Origin of the sequence: Parafannyhessea umbonata (assembly GCF_900105025.1) — a bacterium.
GTDB lineage: Bacteria > Actinomycetota > Coriobacteriia > Coriobacteriales > Atopobiaceae > Parafannyhessea > Parafannyhessea umbonata.
The window spans coordinates 1,368,781-1,389,155 of record NZ_LT629759.1; the positions used below are offsets into that span (position 1 = coordinate 1,368,781).

The following is a 20,375-nucleotide window of genomic DNA, read 5'->3' on the forward strand; positions in this document are numbered from 1 at the left end:
ATGTCACGGGGCGGCACCGGCAGGCAGAGGCGCGTCTCCCGCACAAAGCTGCAGGAGCGCAGACTCCAGGCAGCGGCGGCGGTTGACGTCGCCCCCCTATACGACGTCGTCGTGGTCGGCGGCGGGGCATCCGGCCTCGTCGCCGCGATCTGCGCAGGCGAGAAGGGCGCGCACGTCCTGCTCCTGGAGTCCTCTCCCGAGTGCGGACGACCCTTGCTCGCCACGGGAAACGGGCGATGCAACTTCAGCAACGTGGGGCTTGCGCCGAAGTACTACAACGACCCCGCGTTCGTGCAGGCCGTCTTCGGCGACGACCCGCTCGCGGACATCCTCTCCTTCTTCCGTCAGTGCAACATGCGCTGGTGCCTGGAGGAGGAGAGGCTCTACCCCCTCTCGCGGCGCGCGACATCTGTAAGGAGCGTCCTTTTGCGCCGTGCCGGGTCCGCCGGCGTGACCATCGCCTGTGCGAGAAGCGTCATCGGCGCATCTCGTTCGGACGAGGGCTTCACGGTCACGTACCGTGAGGAGTTCGCTGGCAATATGGAGCGGGCGGTCCAGTCGCATTGCCTCGTCGTGTCGACCGGCGGCACGCAGAGCACGCATGACTTCGACGTGGCAGACTCGCTTGGCCTCGAATCGAAGCCCGCACAGCCCATCCTCTGCCCCGTGGGCTGCGAGCCCAACCCAATCCTCGATCTGGACGGCCGCAGGCTGCATGTGCGCGCGCAACTCACGCACACCGCCTTCCCCGTATGGAGCGAACGCGGCGAGGTCCTCCTCAGGAGCTACGGCCTATCCGGAATCGTCGTGTTCAACATGTCTCGCCAGGTCAAAACGGGCGACCTTATCGAGCTCGACCTCCTTCCTGACCTCACCAAGAGCGAGCTGCAGCAGATGGTTGACCCGTTCGCTCACGGCTCGTTCGAGGCCGGTTGTCTCGACGGCGTGCTCGACCCAGACGTCGCCTCGAGACTCGAAGGCCTTGCGCGCAGCCGTTGGACGCTCGAAGACACCGGACGGGACGAGCCCGCGAGCGACTCGGAAGCGCTCATGGCCCTCGCGAAAAGCTACCCGTTGAGGGCAACGGGCACGACCGGTCACGAGCAGGCCCAAGTGCTGCGCGGCGGAATCTGCACGAACCAGTTCTCGACCGAAACGCTCGAGTGCACCTCCATACCCGGTCTCTTCGCCACGGGCGAGGCGCTCGACGTCGACGGGGAATGTGGCGGGTTCAACCTCTCGTGGGCGTGGAAGAGTGGAATGGTCGCGGGTGCGGCCGCCGCAACCAGATAGTTGCCTCCCCTCCCACGCCGCCGAGGTCGTCCGGGAGGGGACAAGCCTGCATAGACTGGAGAAAACGTGCTCGACATCTCTGCCATACGGATTCCCGTCGACCAGCTCGACGGCACGCTGCGAACGGAGGAGCTTTCGCTCCGCAAGGCGATACTGCATAGACTTCGCATCGCACCTGACGACCTGCTGTCCGTAGAGCCGCGCAAGCGCTCCATTGACGCTCGCAAGAAGAGCGACGTCCATTTCACGTATACGGCACGCATTGCCCTGAGGGGAGGCGCCAACGCCGAGAGGGCGCTTCTCGCAAAGCTTCGGGCGCGTCGTGCCGAGAAGGGCGTGCGCCAGTCTACAGACAAGCCGTTCGGGCTTCCGGCCCACTTTGGCACCACGGTCGCGAGCAGGCCGGTCGTAATCGGGGCGGGATGCGCCGGTCTCTTCTGCGCGCTTTCGCTCGCGAGTGCAGGGCTGAAACCGCTTCTCGTGGAGCGCGGCCAGGACGCGACACGCAGGACGAAGGCCATCGAGCACTTCAACGAGACCGGCGAGCTCGACCCGGAGTCAAACATCCAATTCGGCCTCGGGGGAGCGGGAACCTTCTCTGATGGCAAGCTCGCAACCGGCACGAAAAGCCCGGCGCACAGATTCATACTGCAGACGCTTGCCGACGCGGGTGCATCGCAAGAGATTCTCTGGGACGCCAAGCCGCACGTGGGCAGCGACGTCCTGCCAAGTGTCGTGACGCACATCCTGCAGAGAATAGAGTCACTCGGCGGCGAGGTGAGGCTCGGGTGCCGCATGACCGACATGGGGGTATCGCAGTCCCCTTCGCCGCACGTCACATCGGTCACGCTGGAGCACCGCGGCGAATCGGGACTTCTCGTTGAGGAGAGGATCCCCGTCGATAACCTCGTAATCGCGTGTGGACACTCCGCTCGTGACGTGTTCGAACTGCTTCGAAATCGCGACGTCACGCTCGAACGGAAGACGTTCGCGATGGGCGTCCGCATAGAGCACCTCCAGTCCATGGTTGACCGATCCCAATATGGCCCGTTTGCAGGGCACCCGACTCTGGGCGCCGCTCCCTACAGGCTTGTCGCTCACCTCGACAACGACCGGAGCGCCTTCTCGTTCTGCATGTGCCCGGGCGGCTACGTCGTTGCCGCCGCCAGCGAACCCGGTGGCGTCGTCACGAACGGCATGAGTCTCTCCGACCGTGCTGGGACGAACGCCAACTCTGGGTTTCTCGCCAACGTGTTCCCGACGGACCTCCCCGGAGACGACGTCCTTGCCGGCGTGGAACTCCAACGCCGCTGCGAACGCCTCGCCTTCGAGGCCGGTGGCGGGTCCTATGTCGCGCCCGCCCAGCTCGTCGCAGACTTCCTCCAGGGAACGCCGTCGACTGCCGGTGGAAACGTCGTGCCGACGTATCCGCGCGGCGTACGTTGGGGAGACGTCACGACGTGCCTCCCCTCCTACATCACCGAGACGCTGCGCGGCTCGATTCCGAAGATGAACCGACAGTTGCATGGCTTCGAGACGGCGGATGCCGTTCTTACCGGTGTGGAGACGCGGTCGAGCTCACCCGTGCGCGTGACACGTGGCAAAGATTGCAGGTCCGTCTCAACCGCCGGTCTTTGGCCATGCGGCGAGGGGGCGGGATATGCCGGGGGAATCATGAGCGCCGCAACCGATGGCCTCCGCGTCGCGCAGGCGCTTGTCGACTCCCTTTCCTGAGGCCATGTGACGGGGAGCTGGCACACTCTCCTCGTCACGCCTCCTACCGTGACGCCTCCTCCGGATTCGGTTCGCGAGGCAGCCAAATGCGGCTGTCGTCATCCCTGCGGCAAGCGGTATCACCCGAGTGTTCGTTGCGCAATTCAAGCCATGCCCCTTGCCCATCTTGCTCGGCTTTGTCCTTCTCCCCGTCACGAGAAGCCTGTGGTCGTTTACGCCATACGGTGTGCAGGTAACGAGCGTGCACAGGTCCTCGCCCACGGAGACCTTCAGGTCCCGCACTCCTTCGGGCTTGACCACCCTCGTCTCCACCACCGTGTATTCGAGGGTCTTCCCAAGCGTGTGGAGCCTGAAGCGGTCTCCTCTCCTCAGCTTTCTGATGTCGTCGAACATCCTGCTTCCGTATAGGCCAGAGTGCCCCATCAGCACCGCATGGGTCGACCTTCCTCCCACGGGGAGCGAGCTTCCCTCGAGATGGCCGACGCCGGAAGAAAGGACGTCGTCGCCAGTCCCCAGGCGGACGGGCAGGCGAACTCCGATGCTTGGCACCTCTACGCCCGATACGACCTTGCCGTCCTCGCCATCCAGTTGTCGTTCGTAGTCCCAAATCTCGCTCGTTGGGATCTCGGTGCGCTCTCCCGCGAGCACGCAATTGTAGGAACGTGCCTGTGACAGCAACCTCCTTCTCTCCCTCGGATCAATCCCGTCTGAGCGGTCGCTCATGGACGTCACCTGGCGTCCCGCCCATGCCGACGTAACCACATCCATTGCCAGGGGTGCCGCAAGAAGTGCGATGCCAACCATCATCCCGAGCGCGGGAAGGGCTCTGCCGAGGCGTCTCCTTCTCTTGCGACTCTGGCACCGTGGGCTAAGAGGAGGTGCGGTCCGCAACGCGAGTCGCCTCCCGCTCTCGCACTTCTCCCGTACCAAGAATCCTGTCGTCAGAAGCCAGCTTCCTCGCAAGTCCCAGGGCCATCATCGCCGCTACCAGTGCGGATGCCGCAACCAGAGGTTTTGGCGCATCGTCGCCGGTCTTCGGCACGCCTTGCCTGGCGACGCCAGCCTTGGCCTCTCGGACGTTCCTAACCTCCACCTCGACCGCGCCGGACCCCGCATCGACCGCTACGAGACGCGCACCTTCGCCCTCGCACGTCGCGCCAAGCCTCCTTTGGCCTAGGTCGGCCCTCACTTCGATGGTCGCGTCCTTCGCAAGGCCGAGGAATCCCTTCGGCGGCCTCGCCTCGCGAAGTCGATACGAGCCCGCATCCAGCGTGCGGAACACAGCCGTTCCTTCCTCGTCGCAATCGAGAGTAGCCGCAGCCGCATCATCCACCCATCTGCCCTCTGGCGATAGGTACCTGCCGTCCTCCCGTTGCAGGGTAAACGCAGCCCCAGGGATCCTCTTTCCATCCTCGTCCGCCTTCACCACCCTGACGGCGAACGAATAGACGGTCGCACTGTCCGGAGCGCTCTCGCCCATCCCGCCCTTGGTCGCGGAATCGGTGAACTTGACCACAGCCTCGTTCTTGTTCCCGTCGTCGAAGCCTATGCCTGCCTCGGCAGCGCGAAGGTGCGCCTGGTACGAGACCTCCAACCTGTCCCCGAACGCAAGCTTCGGGCATGACTTCTTCAGGTCTGCGAACTCGACCGTGAGCGTGTTTCCCTTCACGTGCACCTCGTATCCATCGTCCACGGCCTTCCTCGAACCGTCGGCGCGCACCACGGCAGCGCGGACTGAGTCGGCATCCAGCTTGATTGCGGCACTCGCGCGGTCCTCGAACGCATATCTATACGCACGGTATGCGCCATAGTCGCTTGGAAGCGTCCCCGTCAGCACGAACCTCACGACGTCTCCCGAAGAAGCGCTCGTCTCCTTCGCACGAAGCCCTGTCCCGTCGGCCCCGCGCACCAAGATCTCCTTCTTCACGCTCGGACGGACGCCCTTCTCATTCACAACCACGTCGTCACCCCCAAGTGCAAGGAGGATTGGCTGCGACTCCTTGCAGACGAGGAGCCAGACGCCTTCCCCAAGATGCGTCGCCCTTCCCGACCGAACGCTCTTGACGGGCTTTGACTCACCGTCATCCTCGGCAAGGTCCGCAAGCCTCTGTAGGTAGACGGCCGCATCGTCGCCACGAGCTCCCCGCACGACCGCGACCAGCGCATCCTGAGCGCTCGAGAACGTTCCGAGTCCCTGGTAGAATGCGGGTCCCATGCAATCGTCCCATGACGCGCCGGACACCTTCCCTCCTTTGCCGACGTGGGCGGAGAAGATCCTGTATGCCTCGTACACACGTGCCTTGCCGGCAGCGACGACGGTGACGGCACCGCCTTGCCCTGCCTGCTCAGCAGCCAGCGCGTGCCCCGCGAGCAAGACAAGCACCGTCATCGCCGCCGCAAGGACGACGCATATGCGAGCGGGCACGCCGCGCGCCTGCCTCTTCCCCATGGGACCCATGCCTGACTCGAGAACGTCACCCACTCGCATCGAGCGTCTCCCTCCTACTCAGCTTCCTAATCCACCTGGCCGTCCCCACGCCTGCGGTTGAGCGCAATCACAGACGCCGTCACGATGACGAGCCCCGTGCCCACGGCCATCGCTATGCCGCCTCGACCGGTGACCGGCAGGCTCGTCTGCAGGCGGTCGCCCACGGTCACGCGCGCGGTTCCGGTCGCGGCGTCCGCGATCTTCTCCTTAGAGTCCTTGTCGTCGATGACACCGTCGCCGTTCACGTCGATGCCGCCCGTGACGTAGTCGTCGCCGCCCTGCGTCCTCACCGTCAGCCTGTAGGCGCCGCCGTCATCCGAGCCAAGCGAGTTCGGCAGCACATAAGAGGGCGTGATCTCCACGTCGAAGTCCGGCACCTTGTCATACGTGCCGTCGTCCGTCTTCGGAGCCTCCGTCTCGTGGATGGTATAGGTGCCAGCGTCGATCCTCGGCGCATCGATCATGCCCTTCTCGTCCGTCGTGAACTCGAAGGGGGAGTTTCCCAAGGATCCGTCCTCCTGGACGTACTTGTTCTTCGATTCCTCGTCGTCTGGCTTGGTCGCCCGGATAGTGAACTTGGCACCCGCAAGTGGGCGCTTCGTCGCGGCATCGACCTTGCAGATGTCGAGACGGAACGTGTAGTTCGTCGTACCTCCACCATGAGACGTTCCCTTGCTGTCCGAGTTGGGGTTGTTGGAGTACGTTATCTTCGCGTCGTTCCTGTTACCCTTGCCGCCCATGACGGCCTTCTCGTTGATCTTCGCCTTGTAGGTGACCCTGATCGTCGAGGACGCACCGAGCCCGTCGATGGCCTTCACGTCATCGCAGGTAAGCCTCAGAGTCGTGGACTCGTCGGCGTTCGAGACTCGCTCCACCTTGAACATGCCGGTGACGTCGCGAGTAACGGGGTTGCCATTCTCGTCCGTGCCTTCCACCTGCACCTTGACGTCGCTACCAAGCGTGAGGCCTTTCGAAAGCGTGTCCTCGAACTGGTAGTAGTACTTGTCGTAGCTGTCGAAGTTCATCGGCAGGGAGCCTTCCAGCTTGTACGAGAGCTCCTGGCCCATCTGCGAGTCCGCGGCGATGCTACGCCTGCCCGCATCGTCCGTCACGGTCTTTCCCACGTGGGGAAGGTCGGTCTTCTCGGTCACGCTCACGGGGTCCGCGCCAACGAGCACGAACAGGGGCGACGTACCGCCGAGATAGACCTTGCCGTTTGTCGAGGCGGGGTCGGTCACGAAGAGCCAATACCCCTGGTCAACGCTCGCGGCAACGCCAGGCTTCGCCGTGACGGTGCTCGTCTTGCCGGAGATCGCCTTCGCTATCTTGCCTACCGGGTCAGTCGCCTTCAGCCAATAGGAGTTCTTCTGCACGTGCGCGCGGATCCACACGGCGGCGTCCTGGGCAGTAGCGCCCTTGTACGAGGCGTCTTCCGCCTTGATGACCCCCTCGACGGCGGCCTTCACGTCGTCGTTTGCCCACTGTACGGCAGAGACCGACCCATCCTTTCCCACGGCTGCCTTGAACACCTGGTAGCCACGGTAGGAAAGCTCGTCCTTCCTGTAGTTATTGGAGTTGATGGTAATCGAGCCCTTCGTCGCGTCCTGGGCCTCGCCCTCCGCAAGCGCCGCTACGGGCGCCAGCTGCCCCAGCGCCATCGAAGCCGCAACGCCACCCACGAGGGCCACTCGCCCCAGGGTCCTTCCAAGTCCCGCAAACCGCGCCTGCCTCGCGTTCCCACTCATGCGTCCTCCATCTCATGGACCGTCATGGTCCGGTGCCTTGCCCGGCGGGCGACTGCCTTTGCCCGACGGGCCCCGTCTGGTCTCTCCGTGCGCTCGGGGATGGATGAAGAGGGTGCGCCACGGCACTTGCAGCTGCTTCTCACGCGTCTTGTCGAAGTCTTGCGGCAGTTTCACTTTTTGTATCGTCGCAGCTGGGGATGGGTGTTTTCTCGCCCTTGGCGCGTCGCGTGGGCAACGCCAGAAATGCGATTCACAACATCTACACAGTCGAGCCCGCAACGGGACGGAACGCAGTGTAGACGGGACTCGCGGCAGCCGTCCGACGCACGCCGGACGGCTGCCGCCCCAAAAAGCGTTGTTCGCTGCAAATGCGCACCCCGCACTGCTAGAATTGGATGCATTGTGTAGAGGACGTTGGAACGCACCTGGCCTGATGGGAGACCAACATGGTTGAAGACGCGGACGAGAAGAGCACGGTCATCCGCATAGGGACCGCCACCTACGAGGAGGGCGCCAAGACGGGCCGCCCGACCGAGGACTACGGCGGGGCAAGCGTCGAGGAGCGCGCGGAGGCGATGCGTCGCGGCATGACGGACGAGGACGTCGCCGTCCGCAACCGCAAGCCGCAGCTCGACGAGAACGGCATCCCTCGCGTGAACCCGCAGGGTCGTGACCTGCGCATCATCAACGAGCGCGAGACCTTCGTGGAGAACGACGGCGCGAAGCACTACGTGCCGTCGTCCGCAGACGCGCCGGGCCCGGCGTCGTCCGAGGCCCCGAAGCCGGGCGTCCTGCGCGAGGCCGCCAAGATGACGGACCGTATGCTCCACAAGACCAACTACGATGACCCCGACTACTGGGGCCTCGCGGCCGTCATGACGGAGGAGGAGGCCGCGCTCACACGCCACATGAAGCGCCGAGTCCCCGAGACCCTGGAGCAGGTTGCCGCAGGCGCGGGCGTGTCGAAGGAGAAGGCCCAGGAACTTCTCGACTCGATGTCCGTCAAGGGCTGCATTGAGTACAACTGGGAGAACCTCGACGGCAAGAACCCCAAGGGCGAGAAGCGCTACGTCCTGCCCATGTTCGTCCCCGGCGCCGCGGAGTTCACGGTCATGAACCAGCAGCAGCTGAACGATCACCCCGAGCTGGGTTCGTTCTTCGAGCGCATGACCTACCTGCCGCTCACCATGGCCACGAAGATGGTCCCGCCCGGAGGTGCCGGCGTCGGCATGCACGTCATCCCCGTGGAGCACGCCATCAAACACGAGAACCAGTCCGCGGACGTGGAGCACCTCTCGCACTGGCTGAAGAAGTACGACCACTTCTCGGTGGGCGCGTGCTCGTGCACGCTCGCGGAGCGCGCCCGCACCAACAACGCCGGCCGCGACCCGCAGAACTGGTGCATCGGCGTGGGCGACCTGGCGGACTACAGCGTCGAGACCGGCAAGGGCCACTACATCACCTACGACGAGGTGATCGACATCCTGCTGAACGCCGAGAAGAACGGCTACGTGCACCAGATCACCAACATCGACGGCGAGCGCAAGATCTTTGGCATCTGCAACTGCGACGTGAACGTGTGCTACGCGCTGCGCACCTCGCAGCTGTTCAACACGCCCAACATGAGCGCGTCCGCCTACCGCGCCCACGTCGACGAGGAGAAGTGCGTGGCCTGCGGCGGCTGCGTCGAGGTCTGCCCCGCCGGCGCCGTGCAGCTGGGCCAGAAGCTCCTGACCAAGAACGGCCGCGTCACGTACCCCAAGCAGCCGCTTCCCGATGACCACGCCTGGAGCGAGAAGGACTGGGATCCCAACTACAAGAACAACAACCGCATCGAGTGCCACGAGACCGGCACCTCTCCCTGCAAGGTCGCGTGCCCCGCGCACATCGCCATCCAGGGCTACCTGCGCATGGCCGCGCAGGGACGCTACCGCGACGCGCTGGCGCTCATCAAGAAGGAGAACCCGTTCCCGGCGGTGTGCGGCCGCATCTGCAACAAGCGCTGCGAGGCCGCCTGCACGCGCGGCCTGGTGGACGAGGCCGTGGCCATCGACGACGTCAAGGCCTTCATCGCGGCCAAGGACATGGAGTCCGAGCACCGCTTTGTGCCGGAGCCGGTGATATCCTCCAACCGCGGGCGTCACCTCGAGAAGATCGCCGTCGTGGGCGCTGGACCCGCCGGCCTCAGCTGCGCATACTACCTCGCCAACATGGGCTACAACCCCGTCGTGTTCGAGAAGAACCCGCTTCCCGGCGGCATGATGGTCTACGGCATCCCCAGCTACAAGCTGGAGAAGGACGTCGTGGCCGCAGAGATCGACATCCTGCGCCAGATGGGCGTCGAGATCCGCTGCGGCGTGGAGGTCGGTCGCGACGTCACGCTCCAGCAGCTGCGCGAACAGGGCTTCAAGGCGTTCTACGTGGCCATCGGCTGCCAGGGCGGCCGCAAGGCCGGCGTGGACGGCGAGGACGCGGCGGGCGTCAGCACGGCCGTGGACTTCCTGCGCTGCGCGCTTGACGACCCGCAGCACAAGGTCGAGGGCGCGACCGTCGTCATCGGCGGCGGCAACGTGGCCATCGACGCGGCTCGTGTGTCCAGGCGCTGCGGCTCCGACGACGTGAGCATGTGGTGCCTGGAGCAGCCGGACGAGATGCCGGCCCTCCCGCTCGAGGTCCAGGAGGCCGAGGACGACGACGTCACCATCCACAACGGCTGGGGCCCCGCGCGGATCGAGCTCGACGAGGCGGGTCGCGTGCGCGGCGTCACCTTCAAGCGCTGCACGCGCGTCTTCGACGAGGCCAAGCACTTCTCGCCCACCTACGACGAGTCCGACACCACCTTCGTGCCGTGCAAGAACGTGGTCCTCTCCATTGGCCAGTCAATCGAGTGGGGCGACCTGCTCAAGGGCAGCAAGGTCAAGCTCGGACGCGGCAACGGCGCCGTCGCGGATCCCAAGACCTACCAGACCGATGAGCCCGACATCTTCGTGGGCGGCGACGTCTACACCGGCCCCAAGTTCGTGATTGACGCCATCGCCGCAGGCCACGAGGCCGCGATCAGCCTGCACCGCTTCGTGCAGACCGGCTCCTCGCTCACACTGGGCAGGAACCCCCGCCACTACGTCGAGCTCAACAAGGACGACGTGGTGCTCGCGCCCGGCGACTACGACCACGCCGGCCGCCAGGTCCCCGCGTGCCAGAAGGTGACCTCCATCGACCACAACTGGCACGACCCGCGCCGCCAGTTCACGGAGGAGCAGATTCGCAAGGAGACCGCGCGCTGCCTTAAGTGCGGCGCCAGCATCGTCGACACCAACAAGTGCATCGGCTGCGGACTCTGCACCACGCGCTGCGAGTTCGACGCGATCCACCTCTCGCGTGACGTGCCGGAGGCCTCGACCATGTACACGGCCGAGGACAAGATGAAGGCCATCCTGCCCTACCAGGCCAAGCGCTCGTTCAAGATCGTTCGCACGAAGCTCTCGGGCGAGAAGGACAAGGCCTCGAAGTAGCGACGGGGCCAGGCTCCAACGGCTGGCACCCCGGGTCTCCACGGCGACGCGCGCTTCGCGAAGCGCCGTCTTAGGAGTCCCGGGGTGCCTTCTTGTCGAGGGCCTGTGGCCGTCACCTCGCCTCCGCCACTCGCCCGGACATCTGGGCTCATCAACGGTGCGGCGACTAGTACTTGAGCCCGTGGCCCCAGCTTCCGTCCTGCACGCAGCACACGTCGGACGCGAACTCCGCCGCAAACGCAAGCCCCGACGCGTACGCCTCCTCACGCGGTGCCCCGCGCTTCAGGCCGTCAATGGCCTTCACCAGGAAGGACGTGAGGAACGAGTCCCCCGCGCCCATGGCGTCGCGCATGTGCTCCACGGGCTTTGACTCCTGACGGTAGTAACGCTCGCCGTCGAAGGCGTAGCAACCATCCACCCCACGTGAGGCACTAACCCAGCGGGGACCAAGCTCGTGCACCTTGCGCAGGCGCTCGCGCGTCTCGTCCACGGTGAGGTCGGACGCCGAGAAGAACGCATAGGTCACGTTTGGGGCAACCTCCTGGAAGTACTCCCATGTGGAGTCGTCCGAGAAGTCGAACGAGAGCGCGATGCCAGCATCATGGATCTTGTGGAGCTGACGCTCCGTGTAGCAGTAGTTGCCGGAGTGCACCACGTCGAACTGGCGCAGGTACTCGATGTCGAAGCGATCGAGGACGTAGCTCGTCTCGCCCCTGATGCCGCCCTGGTTGTAGTCGCCCCAGATGCGGTCGCCGTCCGGCGCGATGGAGACGCAACTGTAGCCGTTCTCGCCCAGAAGCTGCCGGCACTTTACGGTCTCGACGCCCTCCTCGTGAAGGCTGCGTATGACGTGCTCCGCACGGTCGTCGCTCCCAAAGTAGCCCATGTACGCCGCGCGCCTGACACCCGCCTTGCGCGCGTACACCGCAAAGTTGGCGCAGTTGCCGCCGGGGTACATCGTCCTTGTGTGCTCGTACACGTCCACGACGTTGTCGCCAAAGCCGCACACGGCAACGTCCAGGTCCTGCCTCTGCATATACGGCCCCCTTTCCAATTCCGGCCTGTCTAGTACTCGACGACGCCCATGTAGCGGCGGACGTCGGGGTCGTGGTCGAACGCCTTGCCGCGCTCGCCGCGCAGCGTGACGTTCATCTCGTAGAAGAAGATGGGGTCGAGGTAGGCGCGCACGGACTCGTCCACGTCCGCCATGCCGTACGCCGCGGAGTCCAGCACCATGAGGTCGTTCGTGTGCGTCCTCAGGAAGCGCTCGGCGCGCTCGTCGATGGCGCGGTTGGCGCCGGCGCCCTTCTGCAGGAAGTAGAACACGCCGTCCTCCGTGCACTCGAACGGCCCGTGGAAGTACTCCGCGGAGTTCACGTACGAGCAGTTCTGCCACTGCATCTCCATGAGCGAGCAGATGGCGAAGCCGTAGGTCTGGCAAAACGTGGGGCCGGAGCCCAGGACGTAGAGAAAGTCGTGCTGTCGGCACAGCTCGACGAAGCGGGGGCCAAGGTCTGCCGCCACGCGGGACTTTGCGGCCGCGATGGTGGAGTCAAGCTGCGCAAGCCCGCGAGCAAGTGCCTCCCCGCCGTCGTAGCCGTCCTGCGCTGCCATGAGCTCGGCCGCAAACGCGAGCGAGAACCCGGCCGGTCGCGCCGCCTGCGGCGTGTCGTCCTCCCACTCGTACACCCAGCACGGCCACTCGCCGTTGTCGATCTTGGAGCCGGCACGATTGGTCATGGTCAGGACGTAGGCGCCGCGCTCCTTCGCAAGGCGCGTCGCGGCGATGGTCTCGGGCGTGCCACCGCTGTGACTGCACGTGACGACGATGCTGTGGGCCCCAAGCTGCGCAGGCGGGAACGCGCTGAACTCCGCAGCCGTGTGGATGCCGCTCACGATGCTCTTGCTCGTTGCGTTCAGAAGGCAGTGCGCAGGGTACAGGTCGATGACCGACCCTCCGCAGGCGACCCAGTACACCTGTGAGACGGTGCCCTTCTCGCCCAGCGCCTGCCTTGCGTAATCCTTTGCTTCCATGTTCTTCCCCTTTCGTGGGATGGTTAAGATTCTATGGTCTTAGGGTTCTGTGTTCGTGAGATGCCGCTGGAGCCACCTATGCGGGCAGGAGGCCGGAAATCGCCGTCACGACCACGCCGAGCACCGCGATGAGCAGGATGAACTTCCAGCACGTCTTCCACCACTGCCCGAAGCTGATCTTGGAAACGGAGAGTCCCGCGACCGTCATGCCCGCCGTGGGGCTGATGGAGTTGATGGTCTGGTTCGCGAGGCAGAGCGCGGTCACCGCGGCCTCCGGGTTAACGCCCATGAGCTGCGTGAGCGGCCCCAGGATCGGCATCGTGAGCGCGGCGAGGCCGGAGGAGCTTGGCACGAGCAGCGACAGGAGGCCGAGCACGACGTAGAGCAGCGTGGTGTACACGGGCGCGGGTACGCCGGCAAGGGCCGTGGCCATGGCGTTCAGGATCGTGTCGATGATCATGCCGTTTTCGGCGATCACGAGGATGGAGCGGGCAAGTCCGATGATGATGGCGGCATAGGCGAAGTCAGCGATGCCGTGGACGAACTCCTCCGCGATCTCGCGCTCGCTCATGCCCGCGACGATGCCGGACAGCACGCCCATGCCAAAGAACACGGCGCTTATCTCGTCCATGTACCAGTGCTGCGTGACGAGTCCCCAGATGATGATGCCCATACCGACCGCAAACACCACGAGCACGCCCTTCTGGCGGCCGGAGAACGGCTGCTCGATGGCGTCGTCCTGCACGGAGAACTCCACGCGCTTCTGGATGTCGTCCTTGTACGTAATGGAGCTCTGTGGGTCCCTCTTCACCTTGCGGGCGTAGCGCATGACCCAGACGATCGCAAGTGCGGTGAACACGACCCAGACGACGGCGCGCAGCCACAGCTGGGGGTTGCCCTCGATGCCGACGATACCCTGGGCGATGAGGACGTTGAACGGGTTCACGGTCGAGGCGATGTAGCCGATGTTCGGACCCATGAAGCAGATGAGAAACGCGGTCATGGAGTCGTATCCCAAGGCCATCATGATGGGGATGAAGATGGCGTAGAACGGAAGCGCCTCCTCCGACATGCCGAACGTGGTGCCGCAGACGGACAGAAGGACCATCACTATGGGGATGATGAGGATGTCGCGGTCCTTGAACTTGCCGATAACGTGGCTGAGTCCCGCGTTTATGGCGTTCGTCTTCGTGATGATGGCGAACGATCCTCCGATGAGAAGGACGAACGCCACGACGTCGGCAGCCGCCTGGATGCCCTGGGTCGGCGCCTCGAGCAGCTGCATCACGCTGCAGCGGAGGTCGACCTTCTCGCCCGTCTTGGAGTCGGTATAGACCTTGTCCTGCGGCTTGTAGGTTCCCGCCACGGCGACTTCCTTCTCGCCTGCGGCGGTCTGAATGGTCTTGCGCTCGTAGGAACCGGACGGAACGACCCACGTGAGCACTGCGAACACCACCATGAGCAAGAAGACGATGGTGTACACGTGCGGCAGGCTGAACGACCTGCGCTTTCGACTCGTGCTCTCCCCTGACATGCGGCACCTCCCATGACGACTGCTGACACGTACCTACGCACGTTATATCTTGTTATATAACGTTATAGTACGTGATGCAATCGCACGAGCTGGCACCGCCCTGAGCGTTTTCCCGAACGTAACGATATGGCCCGCGGACGGAGCGGGCCATGTGGAGTCAGATGTTGAAGACGTACAGGCTGCACACGATGTACTGCTTGCCTATCAGGAACGGTCGTCCGTCCTGGTCCGTGAAGTCGATCTTCTCGTAAAAGAGGGGCTCCCCCACGGCCACCTTAAGGGCGGATGCCTCCTCGGGGCTCGCGCGCACCACCTCGAGCGTGCAGAGGTCGTCGCCGCGGGGGACGCGTCCGGTCCGCTTCTGCACGTAGTCGAAGATCGACGTGTCCGAAAGGTCCGCCTCGAGCAGGAACTCGAAGCCCTCGAGCGGATAGAAGTTGTTCTCGAGCATGATGGGCACGTCGTCCGCCGTGCGCAGGCGCTTCACGTGGACGAGCTCGGCACCCTCCCCAAGGCCAAGGAACTCCCTCTCACCCTCGCGCGCCTTCACGACCTCGACGCCCAGCACCTTCGCGCCCGCGACGCGCCCGTCCTCCGCGCAGGTCTCCGTGAAGCTCTGGATTTCGCTCTTCTGGCAAATCTTGCGAATGAGCTTGCGCCGGTTCACGAAGGTGCCCTTGCCCTGCTTCTTGCTGAGATAGCCCTCCGCCGCAAGCTCGGACACGGCACGCCTCACGGTGATCCGGCTTACGGAATACATCTGCGAGAGCTCCGCCTCGGAGGGAATGCGGCAGCCCGCGGGGTACTTGCCGCGCTCGATATCGTCCTTGAGGTCCTCCATCACCTGCTGGTAAAGCGGGGTCAGACCGCCTTCCTCAAGCTTCATGCCAAGCCCTCCAAACGCCAACGCCCCCCGGAAACCCCCGGTCATAACAACTCTTATCTAAATATAAGGTTTGGCCCTGCACTTCGCACCCATCCCGCGGACGAGCGTGCCCAATTTCGGCGTTCGTGTGCCCAGGTGTACCGGAAGTGATATGTATACCCCAATGTGATAACGTTCTATTACGTTTTAATATCGCGATCGAAAGGCTCGCCATGGGACGGCTTCGATACAACAGAAGCTCTTGGTACACCACCGGCGCGACATCCCACGGCAATGATGCCGCGGGCGAGAAGAGCTGCATGCTCTGCGGAAGGCATACCGATGTCGTGGCCACCGTGTACCTGGGCCGCGAGGGCGGTACGGAAGGAGACGTCGAGTGGAGGCCGTACCGTCGTGCCATCTGTGACGAGTGCATCGACGAGCAGCTGGACGACGGGCCGTTCCAGGCGCTCGTGTGCCTCGCCCTCCAGGTCTGTTGGGTTCCGCTCTTCTCGCACGGCGTCTCCGCGCTCGGCATCGGTGGCGCACTCGTGGCAGTCGCCGGCATCGCAGGGCTCGTCCGACACGTTCTCGCCCTCGTGTGGCGACACGCGACGGAGGACGTCCGAAGCCGAATGCCAAAGTGGGCACGCGGTGACACAAGGGAAGAGCGCGCGAGCAGGGCGTTGGAAAGAATCGTGCGTGACGACGCCGCGGGTTCTGGGCTCCTCGTCCACACGCTCGGGGAGCACAGGCGCGCCACCAGAGGGGACAACGCGTCTGCCTAGTGCTTCTTCCTCTTATAGTGCCTGCGGGTGGCGTGGGCAGACCCCTTGCGCGCACCGGCCTTCAGGCGGTCCATCACGTCCTTCTCGCTCGTTCCCTCAAGACGCGCCTGCAGCTCCACGATCTGGTCGCGAAGGCGCGCGGCGCGCTCGAAGTCCATGTCCGCGGACGCCTGGAGCATCTCGTCCTGAAGCGAGCCCATGACCTGGGCGACCTCCTGCTTAGGCAGGGCAAGGAGCTCGTCGGCCACGGACTGGATCGTCCTCTCGTGCTCCTCCTCGGCATCCCCCTGGCGCTCGCCCTCGCCGCCTGCCGCGGTGAAGAACTTGCCGTCCACGCGCGACTTGGTGCCAAGCGTCTCGTCCGCCTCCGCGATGAAGCTCGTGACGTCCGTGATCGACTTCTTGATGGTCTTCGGGACGATGCCGTGCTCCTCGTTGAAGGCCATCTGGATGCGGCGACGGCGCGCCGTCTCGTCCATGGCCTCGCGCATGGAGTCCGTCACGCTGTCCGCGTACATGATGACCTTGCCCTGGGCGTTACGCGCGGCGCGGCCCATGGTCTGGATGAGCGAGCGGCGGTTGCGGAGGAAGCCCTCCTTGTCCGCGTCGAGGATCGCGACGAGCGAGACCTCGGGGATGTCCAGGCCCTCGCGCAGCAGGTTGATGCCCACGAGCACGTCGATCCTGCCGAGCCTCAGGTCGCGGATGATGTCGATGCGGTCGAGGGTCGCCGTGTCGGAGTGCATGTAGTTGACGCGGATGCCCTCGTCGAGGAGGTGGTCCGTCAGGTCCTCCGCCATGCGCTTCGTGAGCGTGGTCACAAGTACGCGCTCCTTGCGTGCGATGCGGACCCGAATCTCGTCCAGAAGGTCGTCTATCTGGCCACGCACCGGCCTGAGCTCCACCTCCGGATCGAGCAGGCCCGTTGGCCTGATGACCTGCTCCACCTCGTTCTGGCTCACGTGCTCCTCGTAGTCGCCGGGGGTGGCAGACACATAGATGAACTGGGGGATGCGCTGCTCGAACTCGTCGAAGCGCAGCGGCCTGTTGTCGAGCGCGGACGGAAGGCGGAAGCCGTGGTCCACGAGCGTGACCTTGCGTGACCGGTCGCCCTCGTACATGCCCCTGATCTGCGGCACCGTCACGTGCGACTCGTCGATGATGCAGAGCATGTCGCTCGGAAAGTAGTCGATCAGCGTGTACGGGGGCTCGCCCGGTCTGCGACCGTCCATGTGCCTCGAATAGTTCTCGATGCCGGAGCAATAGCCCATGGTCTCGAGCATCTCGATGTCGTAGCCGGTCCTCTGGCTCAGGCGCTGCGCCTCGAGGATCATGTCGTTGTCCTTCAGCTCCTTGACGCGGTGCTCGAGCTCCTCCTCTATCGTCTTGATGGCGTGGTTGATCTTCGGCCGCGCCGTGACGTAGTGGGAGGCCGGCCAGATGGGGATGGCGTCGTACTCGCGGACGATCTCGCCCGTGACGCCGTCAATCTCCGCGATGAGCTCCACCTCGTCGCCGAAGAAGCTTATGCGCAGCGGGTTCTCCGCATAGGGCGGGAACACGTCCACAGTGTCGCCGCGCACGCGGAACATGCCGCGCTGCAGGTCGTAGTCGTTCCTGTCGTACTGGATGTCGATGAGCTCGTGCACGAGGTCGTCGCGCTCCAGAGGGACGCTCTTGTCCACGTTCGGCGCGAGTCCCGCATAGTCCTGGGGGCTGCCGATGCCGTAGATGCAGCTGACGGACGCGACCACGATGACGTCGCGCCTGCTGAGGAGGCTCGACGTGGCCTGGTGACGGAGCTTCTCGACCTCCTCGTTGATGGAGGCGTCCTTCTCTATGTACGTGTCCGTCTGCGGTACGTAGGCCTCCGGTTGGTAGTAGTCGTAGTAGCTCACGAAGTACACGACGGCGTTGTTGGGAAAGAGCTCGCGCATCTCGCTCGCAACCTGCGCCGCGAGCGTCTTGTTGGGCTCCATGATGAGCGTGGGCTTCTGCACCGCCTCGATGGTCTTGGCCATCGAGAAGGTCTTGCCACTACCCGTGACGCCCAGAAGCGTCTGGTAGCGGAGACCGTCCTCTACGCCCTTCGCCAGGCTTGCGATGGCCTTCGGCTGGTCGCCGGCAGGCTGGTACGGCGAGACCACCTCGAGCCTCTCGTCCCCGTGCTCCAAGCCGAAGCGCTTGAGCTCCGCCCCGTAGCGCTCCTTCGCCTCTCGCGTCCCGGCAAGGGGCTCGTACTCGATGGTCTCGCCCTTCTCGTCCACGAACGAACGCCCCTCCGCAGCGGAGGCGTCTTCCCGCGGAAGCTCCCGTGCGTCACCCGATACCACCTGAGCCATGTACCCTCCAAAGGCGAGAGAACCAAACTAGAACAAGTGTACCCAACCATGCATGGAGACGTCTACCCCTGCGACTGGATTCCTTCTGGGTAGAACTGCCTGTAGCGGTCGTACGCCTCGTTCACCCTCACGAGGTAGGAGGCCGTCTCGGAGTACTGGATCTGGGACGAGATGTCGTCCCCGTTCGCGAGCCACTTCGAGACCGAGCCAAGGCCCGCGTTGTACGCCGCGATGACCTGGTCGCGCGACGAGAGGTTCTTCTGCAGGTACGAGAGGTACGCCGTGCCATACATGATGTTTGTCTCCGCGTCGGTGAGGTTGTCCGGCGGGTACGTGGACGAGTCCACGAGCCCCATCTTCGCCACGGCCTCGGACGTGGACGGCATGAGCTGCATGAGCCCGACGGCGCCCGCCGAGGACTCTGCCCGCTCGTCCCAGTTCGACTCGCACTTGATGACCGCGCAGATCAGGTACTTGTCCACGCCGTAGCGCTGGGAGGCCCGCTCTATCGCGTCCGCGTGCTCCACGGGATAGAACACGCGCCTCACGACCTGCGTGGGAAGGAGGCTCGCCCCCGCGGAAGCGATGCACACCGCCAGCATGCACACGATGGGTATGGTCCTGAACCACCGCCAGAATCTGGTGTCAGCCATGCATCACGCCCCTCTCGCCGCTCGCCTTCCAGCCAAAGCGCTCGTGGGCATCCCACCACGTGTGCACCTTGGACGCAAGGTCCTTCTCGTCCCCGTCGTTTGCGATCTCGACGTCGCTCTTCGAGCGCAGGTAGTCGTCAGTTGGCTGGCGCGCCGCCCGCGCGTCGAAGTCCTCGCCGCGCATCCCGCGCCCGATGGCGCGCTCGCGACGGACCGCGAGGGGGCAGGTCACGCACACGACCTCGTCCGCCATGGCAAGAGAGTCCTCCATGCGGTCGAGCAGTGGTATCTCTACCACGGCACACGGCGGCTCCGCCGAGGCGCACGCATCCTGCGAGAGCGCCTGCTCGAGGCCCTGCCTGATGTAGGGAAGCTCGATCTTCTCCAACAGGCGCGCCGCGTCCTCGGAGGCAAAGGCGCGCTTCGCGAGCAGGCCCCTACGCAGCGCCCCCGTGTTGGGGTCGAGCACGTCCTGCCCGAAGGCGTCCGCGATCGCGAGCGTGCACTCGCTTTCAGGCTCCAGGACGTCGCGCGAGATGCGGTCCAGGTCTATGCGCCACGCGCCTAGGCGCTCGAACTCGCGAGCCACGGTCGACTTGCCAGATGCGATGCCGCCCGCAAGGAACACGATGTACATGCTGCCCACCCTTCGCTCTTCCGCGCGCAAGGAACGCGACGGCACACTATCATCTCACGCCTGGGACACCCGGGACGGCCATCCCAAAAACCAACAGACTGGGCACCCCGCACCTAACGCATGGGGACGGCCGCGCGCAAGGCACGACCGTCCCCTCTTCACCCTTGGCTCCCCTGTGGGGTCTACGAGTGGATGTCAAACTTCTGCTTGCAGCGCGGGCAGGTCACGCGGATGTGACCCTTGCCCCTGGGGACGCGGACGCGCTGGTGGCAGTTGGGGCACGTCGCGTGCTTGTAGGTTCGTGCGTTCTGCAGCGCGGCCGCCGGGTTCGTGATCCACGGTCGTGCAGGCCCCAGCTTGGATGCGAACGCCATGCTCTCCTTGCGGCGGCGGTTGACGTCCTTTGACACCATCCTGAACACGGCATAGGCAATAAGGAGCAGAATCAGCACGTAGATGACGGTGTTGTTCGCGAAGATGTTCACGATTGCCAGGATGACCGCAAGCTCGAGCGCAGCGATTCCCAGCTCGTCGGCACCGTTGCGACCCCGCATGAAGTCCTCGACCTTGTTCTTGAAGTCAGCCATTGACCAGACCCCTCGTTCCCGTGCGCCCATGCGCGCCCGAAGTTACCTACATTGCATGGTGCCCATTATGGCAGTTTCTAGTCCGTGGGCAAAGGCACGGACCCTTAAGAGAAGAACGAGGGGCCGCCGCAGCGACCCCTCGCGAAGATGCACCTAAAGGCGT

Annotated in this window: 15 protein-coding genes; 4 read left to right on the plus strand and 11 right to left on the minus strand. The window is 64.6% G+C overall.

Going from position 1 to position 20,375, the window contains the following annotated elements:
• Positions 1-1,293 carry an aminoacetone oxidase family FAD-binding enzyme gene (locus BLT96_RS06225; protein WP_090862654.1) on the plus strand — a complete coding sequence of 431 codons (1,293 nt, stop codon included), beginning with the start codon at positions 1-3 and terminating at the stop codon, positions 1,291-1,293.
• 66 nt (positions 1,294-1,359) lie between these two features.
• Positions 1,360-3,027 (plus strand): NAD(P)/FAD-dependent oxidoreductase, encoded by a 1,668-nt coding sequence (locus BLT96_RS06230; protein WP_090862657.1) that lies wholly within the window; start codon positions 1,360-1,362, stop codon positions 3,025-3,027.
• On the opposite strand, the gene BLT96_RS06235 is transcribed toward BLT96_RS06230, so the two are convergent.
• The 3 genes from BLT96_RS06235 to BLT96_RS06245 all read right to left on the minus strand — a co-directional run bounded on the left by BLT96_RS06235 (position 2,914) and on the right by BLT96_RS06245 (position 7,260).
• Entirely contained in the window at positions 2,914-3,834 is a 921-nt protein-coding gene (locus BLT96_RS06235; protein WP_090846739.1) for a class C sortase, read from the minus strand. The two genes, BLT96_RS06230 and BLT96_RS06235, sit on opposite strands and share 114 nt — an antisense overlap.
• A 61-nt stretch (positions 3,835-3,895) precedes the next feature.
• Positions 3,896-5,416, minus strand: coding sequence for an isopeptide-forming domain-containing fimbrial protein (locus BLT96_RS06240; protein WP_157692178.1), 1,521 nt, complete (start codon positions 5,414-5,416; stop codon positions 3,896-3,898).
• Between the two features lie 125 nt (positions 5,417-5,541).
• A complete protein-coding gene (locus BLT96_RS06245; protein ID WP_090862666.1) occupies positions 5,542-7,260 on the minus strand; it encodes an isopeptide-forming domain-containing fimbrial protein in 1,719 nt (572 codons plus the stop codon).
• Positions 7,261-7,706: 446 nt separating this feature from the next.
• On the opposite strand from BLT96_RS06245, the gene BLT96_RS06250 reads away from it, so the two are divergent.
• Entirely contained in the window at positions 7,707-10,772 is a 3,066-nt protein-coding gene (locus BLT96_RS06250; protein ID WP_245719236.1) for an FAD-dependent oxidoreductase, read from the plus strand.
• A gap of 166 nt (positions 10,773-10,938) precedes the next feature.
• Here BLT96_RS06250 and BLT96_RS06255 read toward each other — a convergent pair whose 3' ends face one another.
• The 4 genes from BLT96_RS06255 to BLT96_RS06270 all read right to left on the minus strand — a co-directional run bounded on the left by BLT96_RS06255 (position 10,939) and on the right by BLT96_RS06270 (position 15,226).
• Positions 10,939-11,808: a PfkB family carbohydrate kinase gene (locus BLT96_RS06255; protein WP_090862669.1), complete on the minus strand. Its 870-nt coding sequence runs from the start codon at positions 11,806-11,808 to the stop codon at positions 10,939-10,941.
• 29 nt (positions 11,809-11,837) lie between these two features.
• Positions 11,838-12,806, minus strand: a complete 969-nt coding sequence (locus tag BLT96_RS06260) for an SIS domain-containing protein (RefSeq protein WP_090862672.1) — start codon at positions 12,804-12,806, stop codon at positions 11,838-11,840.
• 76 nt (positions 12,807-12,882) lie between these two features.
• Positions 12,883-14,340, minus strand: a complete 1,458-nt coding sequence (locus BLT96_RS06265; RefSeq protein ID WP_090862675.1) for a YfcC family protein — start codon at positions 14,338-14,340, stop codon at positions 12,883-12,885.
• 157 nt (positions 14,341-14,497) lie between these two features.
• Positions 14,498-15,226 carry a GntR family transcriptional regulator gene (locus BLT96_RS06270; protein ID WP_090846748.1) on the minus strand — a complete coding sequence of 243 codons (729 nt, stop codon included), beginning with the start codon at positions 15,224-15,226 and terminating at the stop codon, positions 14,498-14,500.
• Positions 15,227-15,438: 212 nt separating this feature from the next.
• Here BLT96_RS06270 and BLT96_RS06275 point away from each other — a divergent pair, with 212 nt between their 5' ends.
• Positions 15,439-15,993 carry a hypothetical protein gene (locus BLT96_RS06275; RefSeq protein ID WP_090862678.1) on the plus strand — a complete coding sequence of 185 codons (555 nt, stop codon included), beginning with the start codon at positions 15,439-15,441 and terminating at the stop codon, positions 15,991-15,993.
• On the opposite strand, the gene uvrB is transcribed toward BLT96_RS06275, so the two are convergent.
• The 4 genes from uvrB to BLT96_RS06295 form a co-directional block, all read right to left on the minus strand.
• Positions 15,990-18,335 (minus strand): excinuclease ABC subunit UvrB, encoded by a 2,346-nt coding sequence (gene uvrB, locus BLT96_RS06280; protein WP_090862681.1) that lies wholly within the window; start codon positions 18,333-18,335, stop codon positions 15,990-15,992. The genes BLT96_RS06275 and uvrB overlap by 4 nt on opposite strands.
• A 62-nt stretch (positions 18,336-18,397) precedes the next feature.
• Positions 18,398-18,988, minus strand: a complete 591-nt coding sequence (locus BLT96_RS06285) for a lytic transglycosylase domain-containing protein (protein ID WP_090862684.1) — start codon at positions 18,986-18,988, stop codon at positions 18,398-18,400.
• Complete coding sequence (coaE, locus tag BLT96_RS06290) at positions 18,981-19,625, minus strand: dephospho-CoA kinase (protein ID WP_090862687.1); 645 nt, start codon at positions 19,623-19,625, stop codon at positions 18,981-18,983. Before coaE ends, BLT96_RS06285 begins: the two co-directional genes overlap by 8 nt.
• A gap of 182 nt (positions 19,626-19,807) precedes the next feature.
• The gene (locus tag BLT96_RS06295; RefSeq protein ID WP_090846758.1) at positions 19,808-20,212 is read right to left on the minus strand and encodes a zinc ribbon domain-containing protein; all 405 of its coding nucleotides are present in this window, start codon (positions 20,210-20,212) and stop codon (positions 19,808-19,810) included.
• Positions 20,213-20,375: the final 163 nt, after the last annotated feature.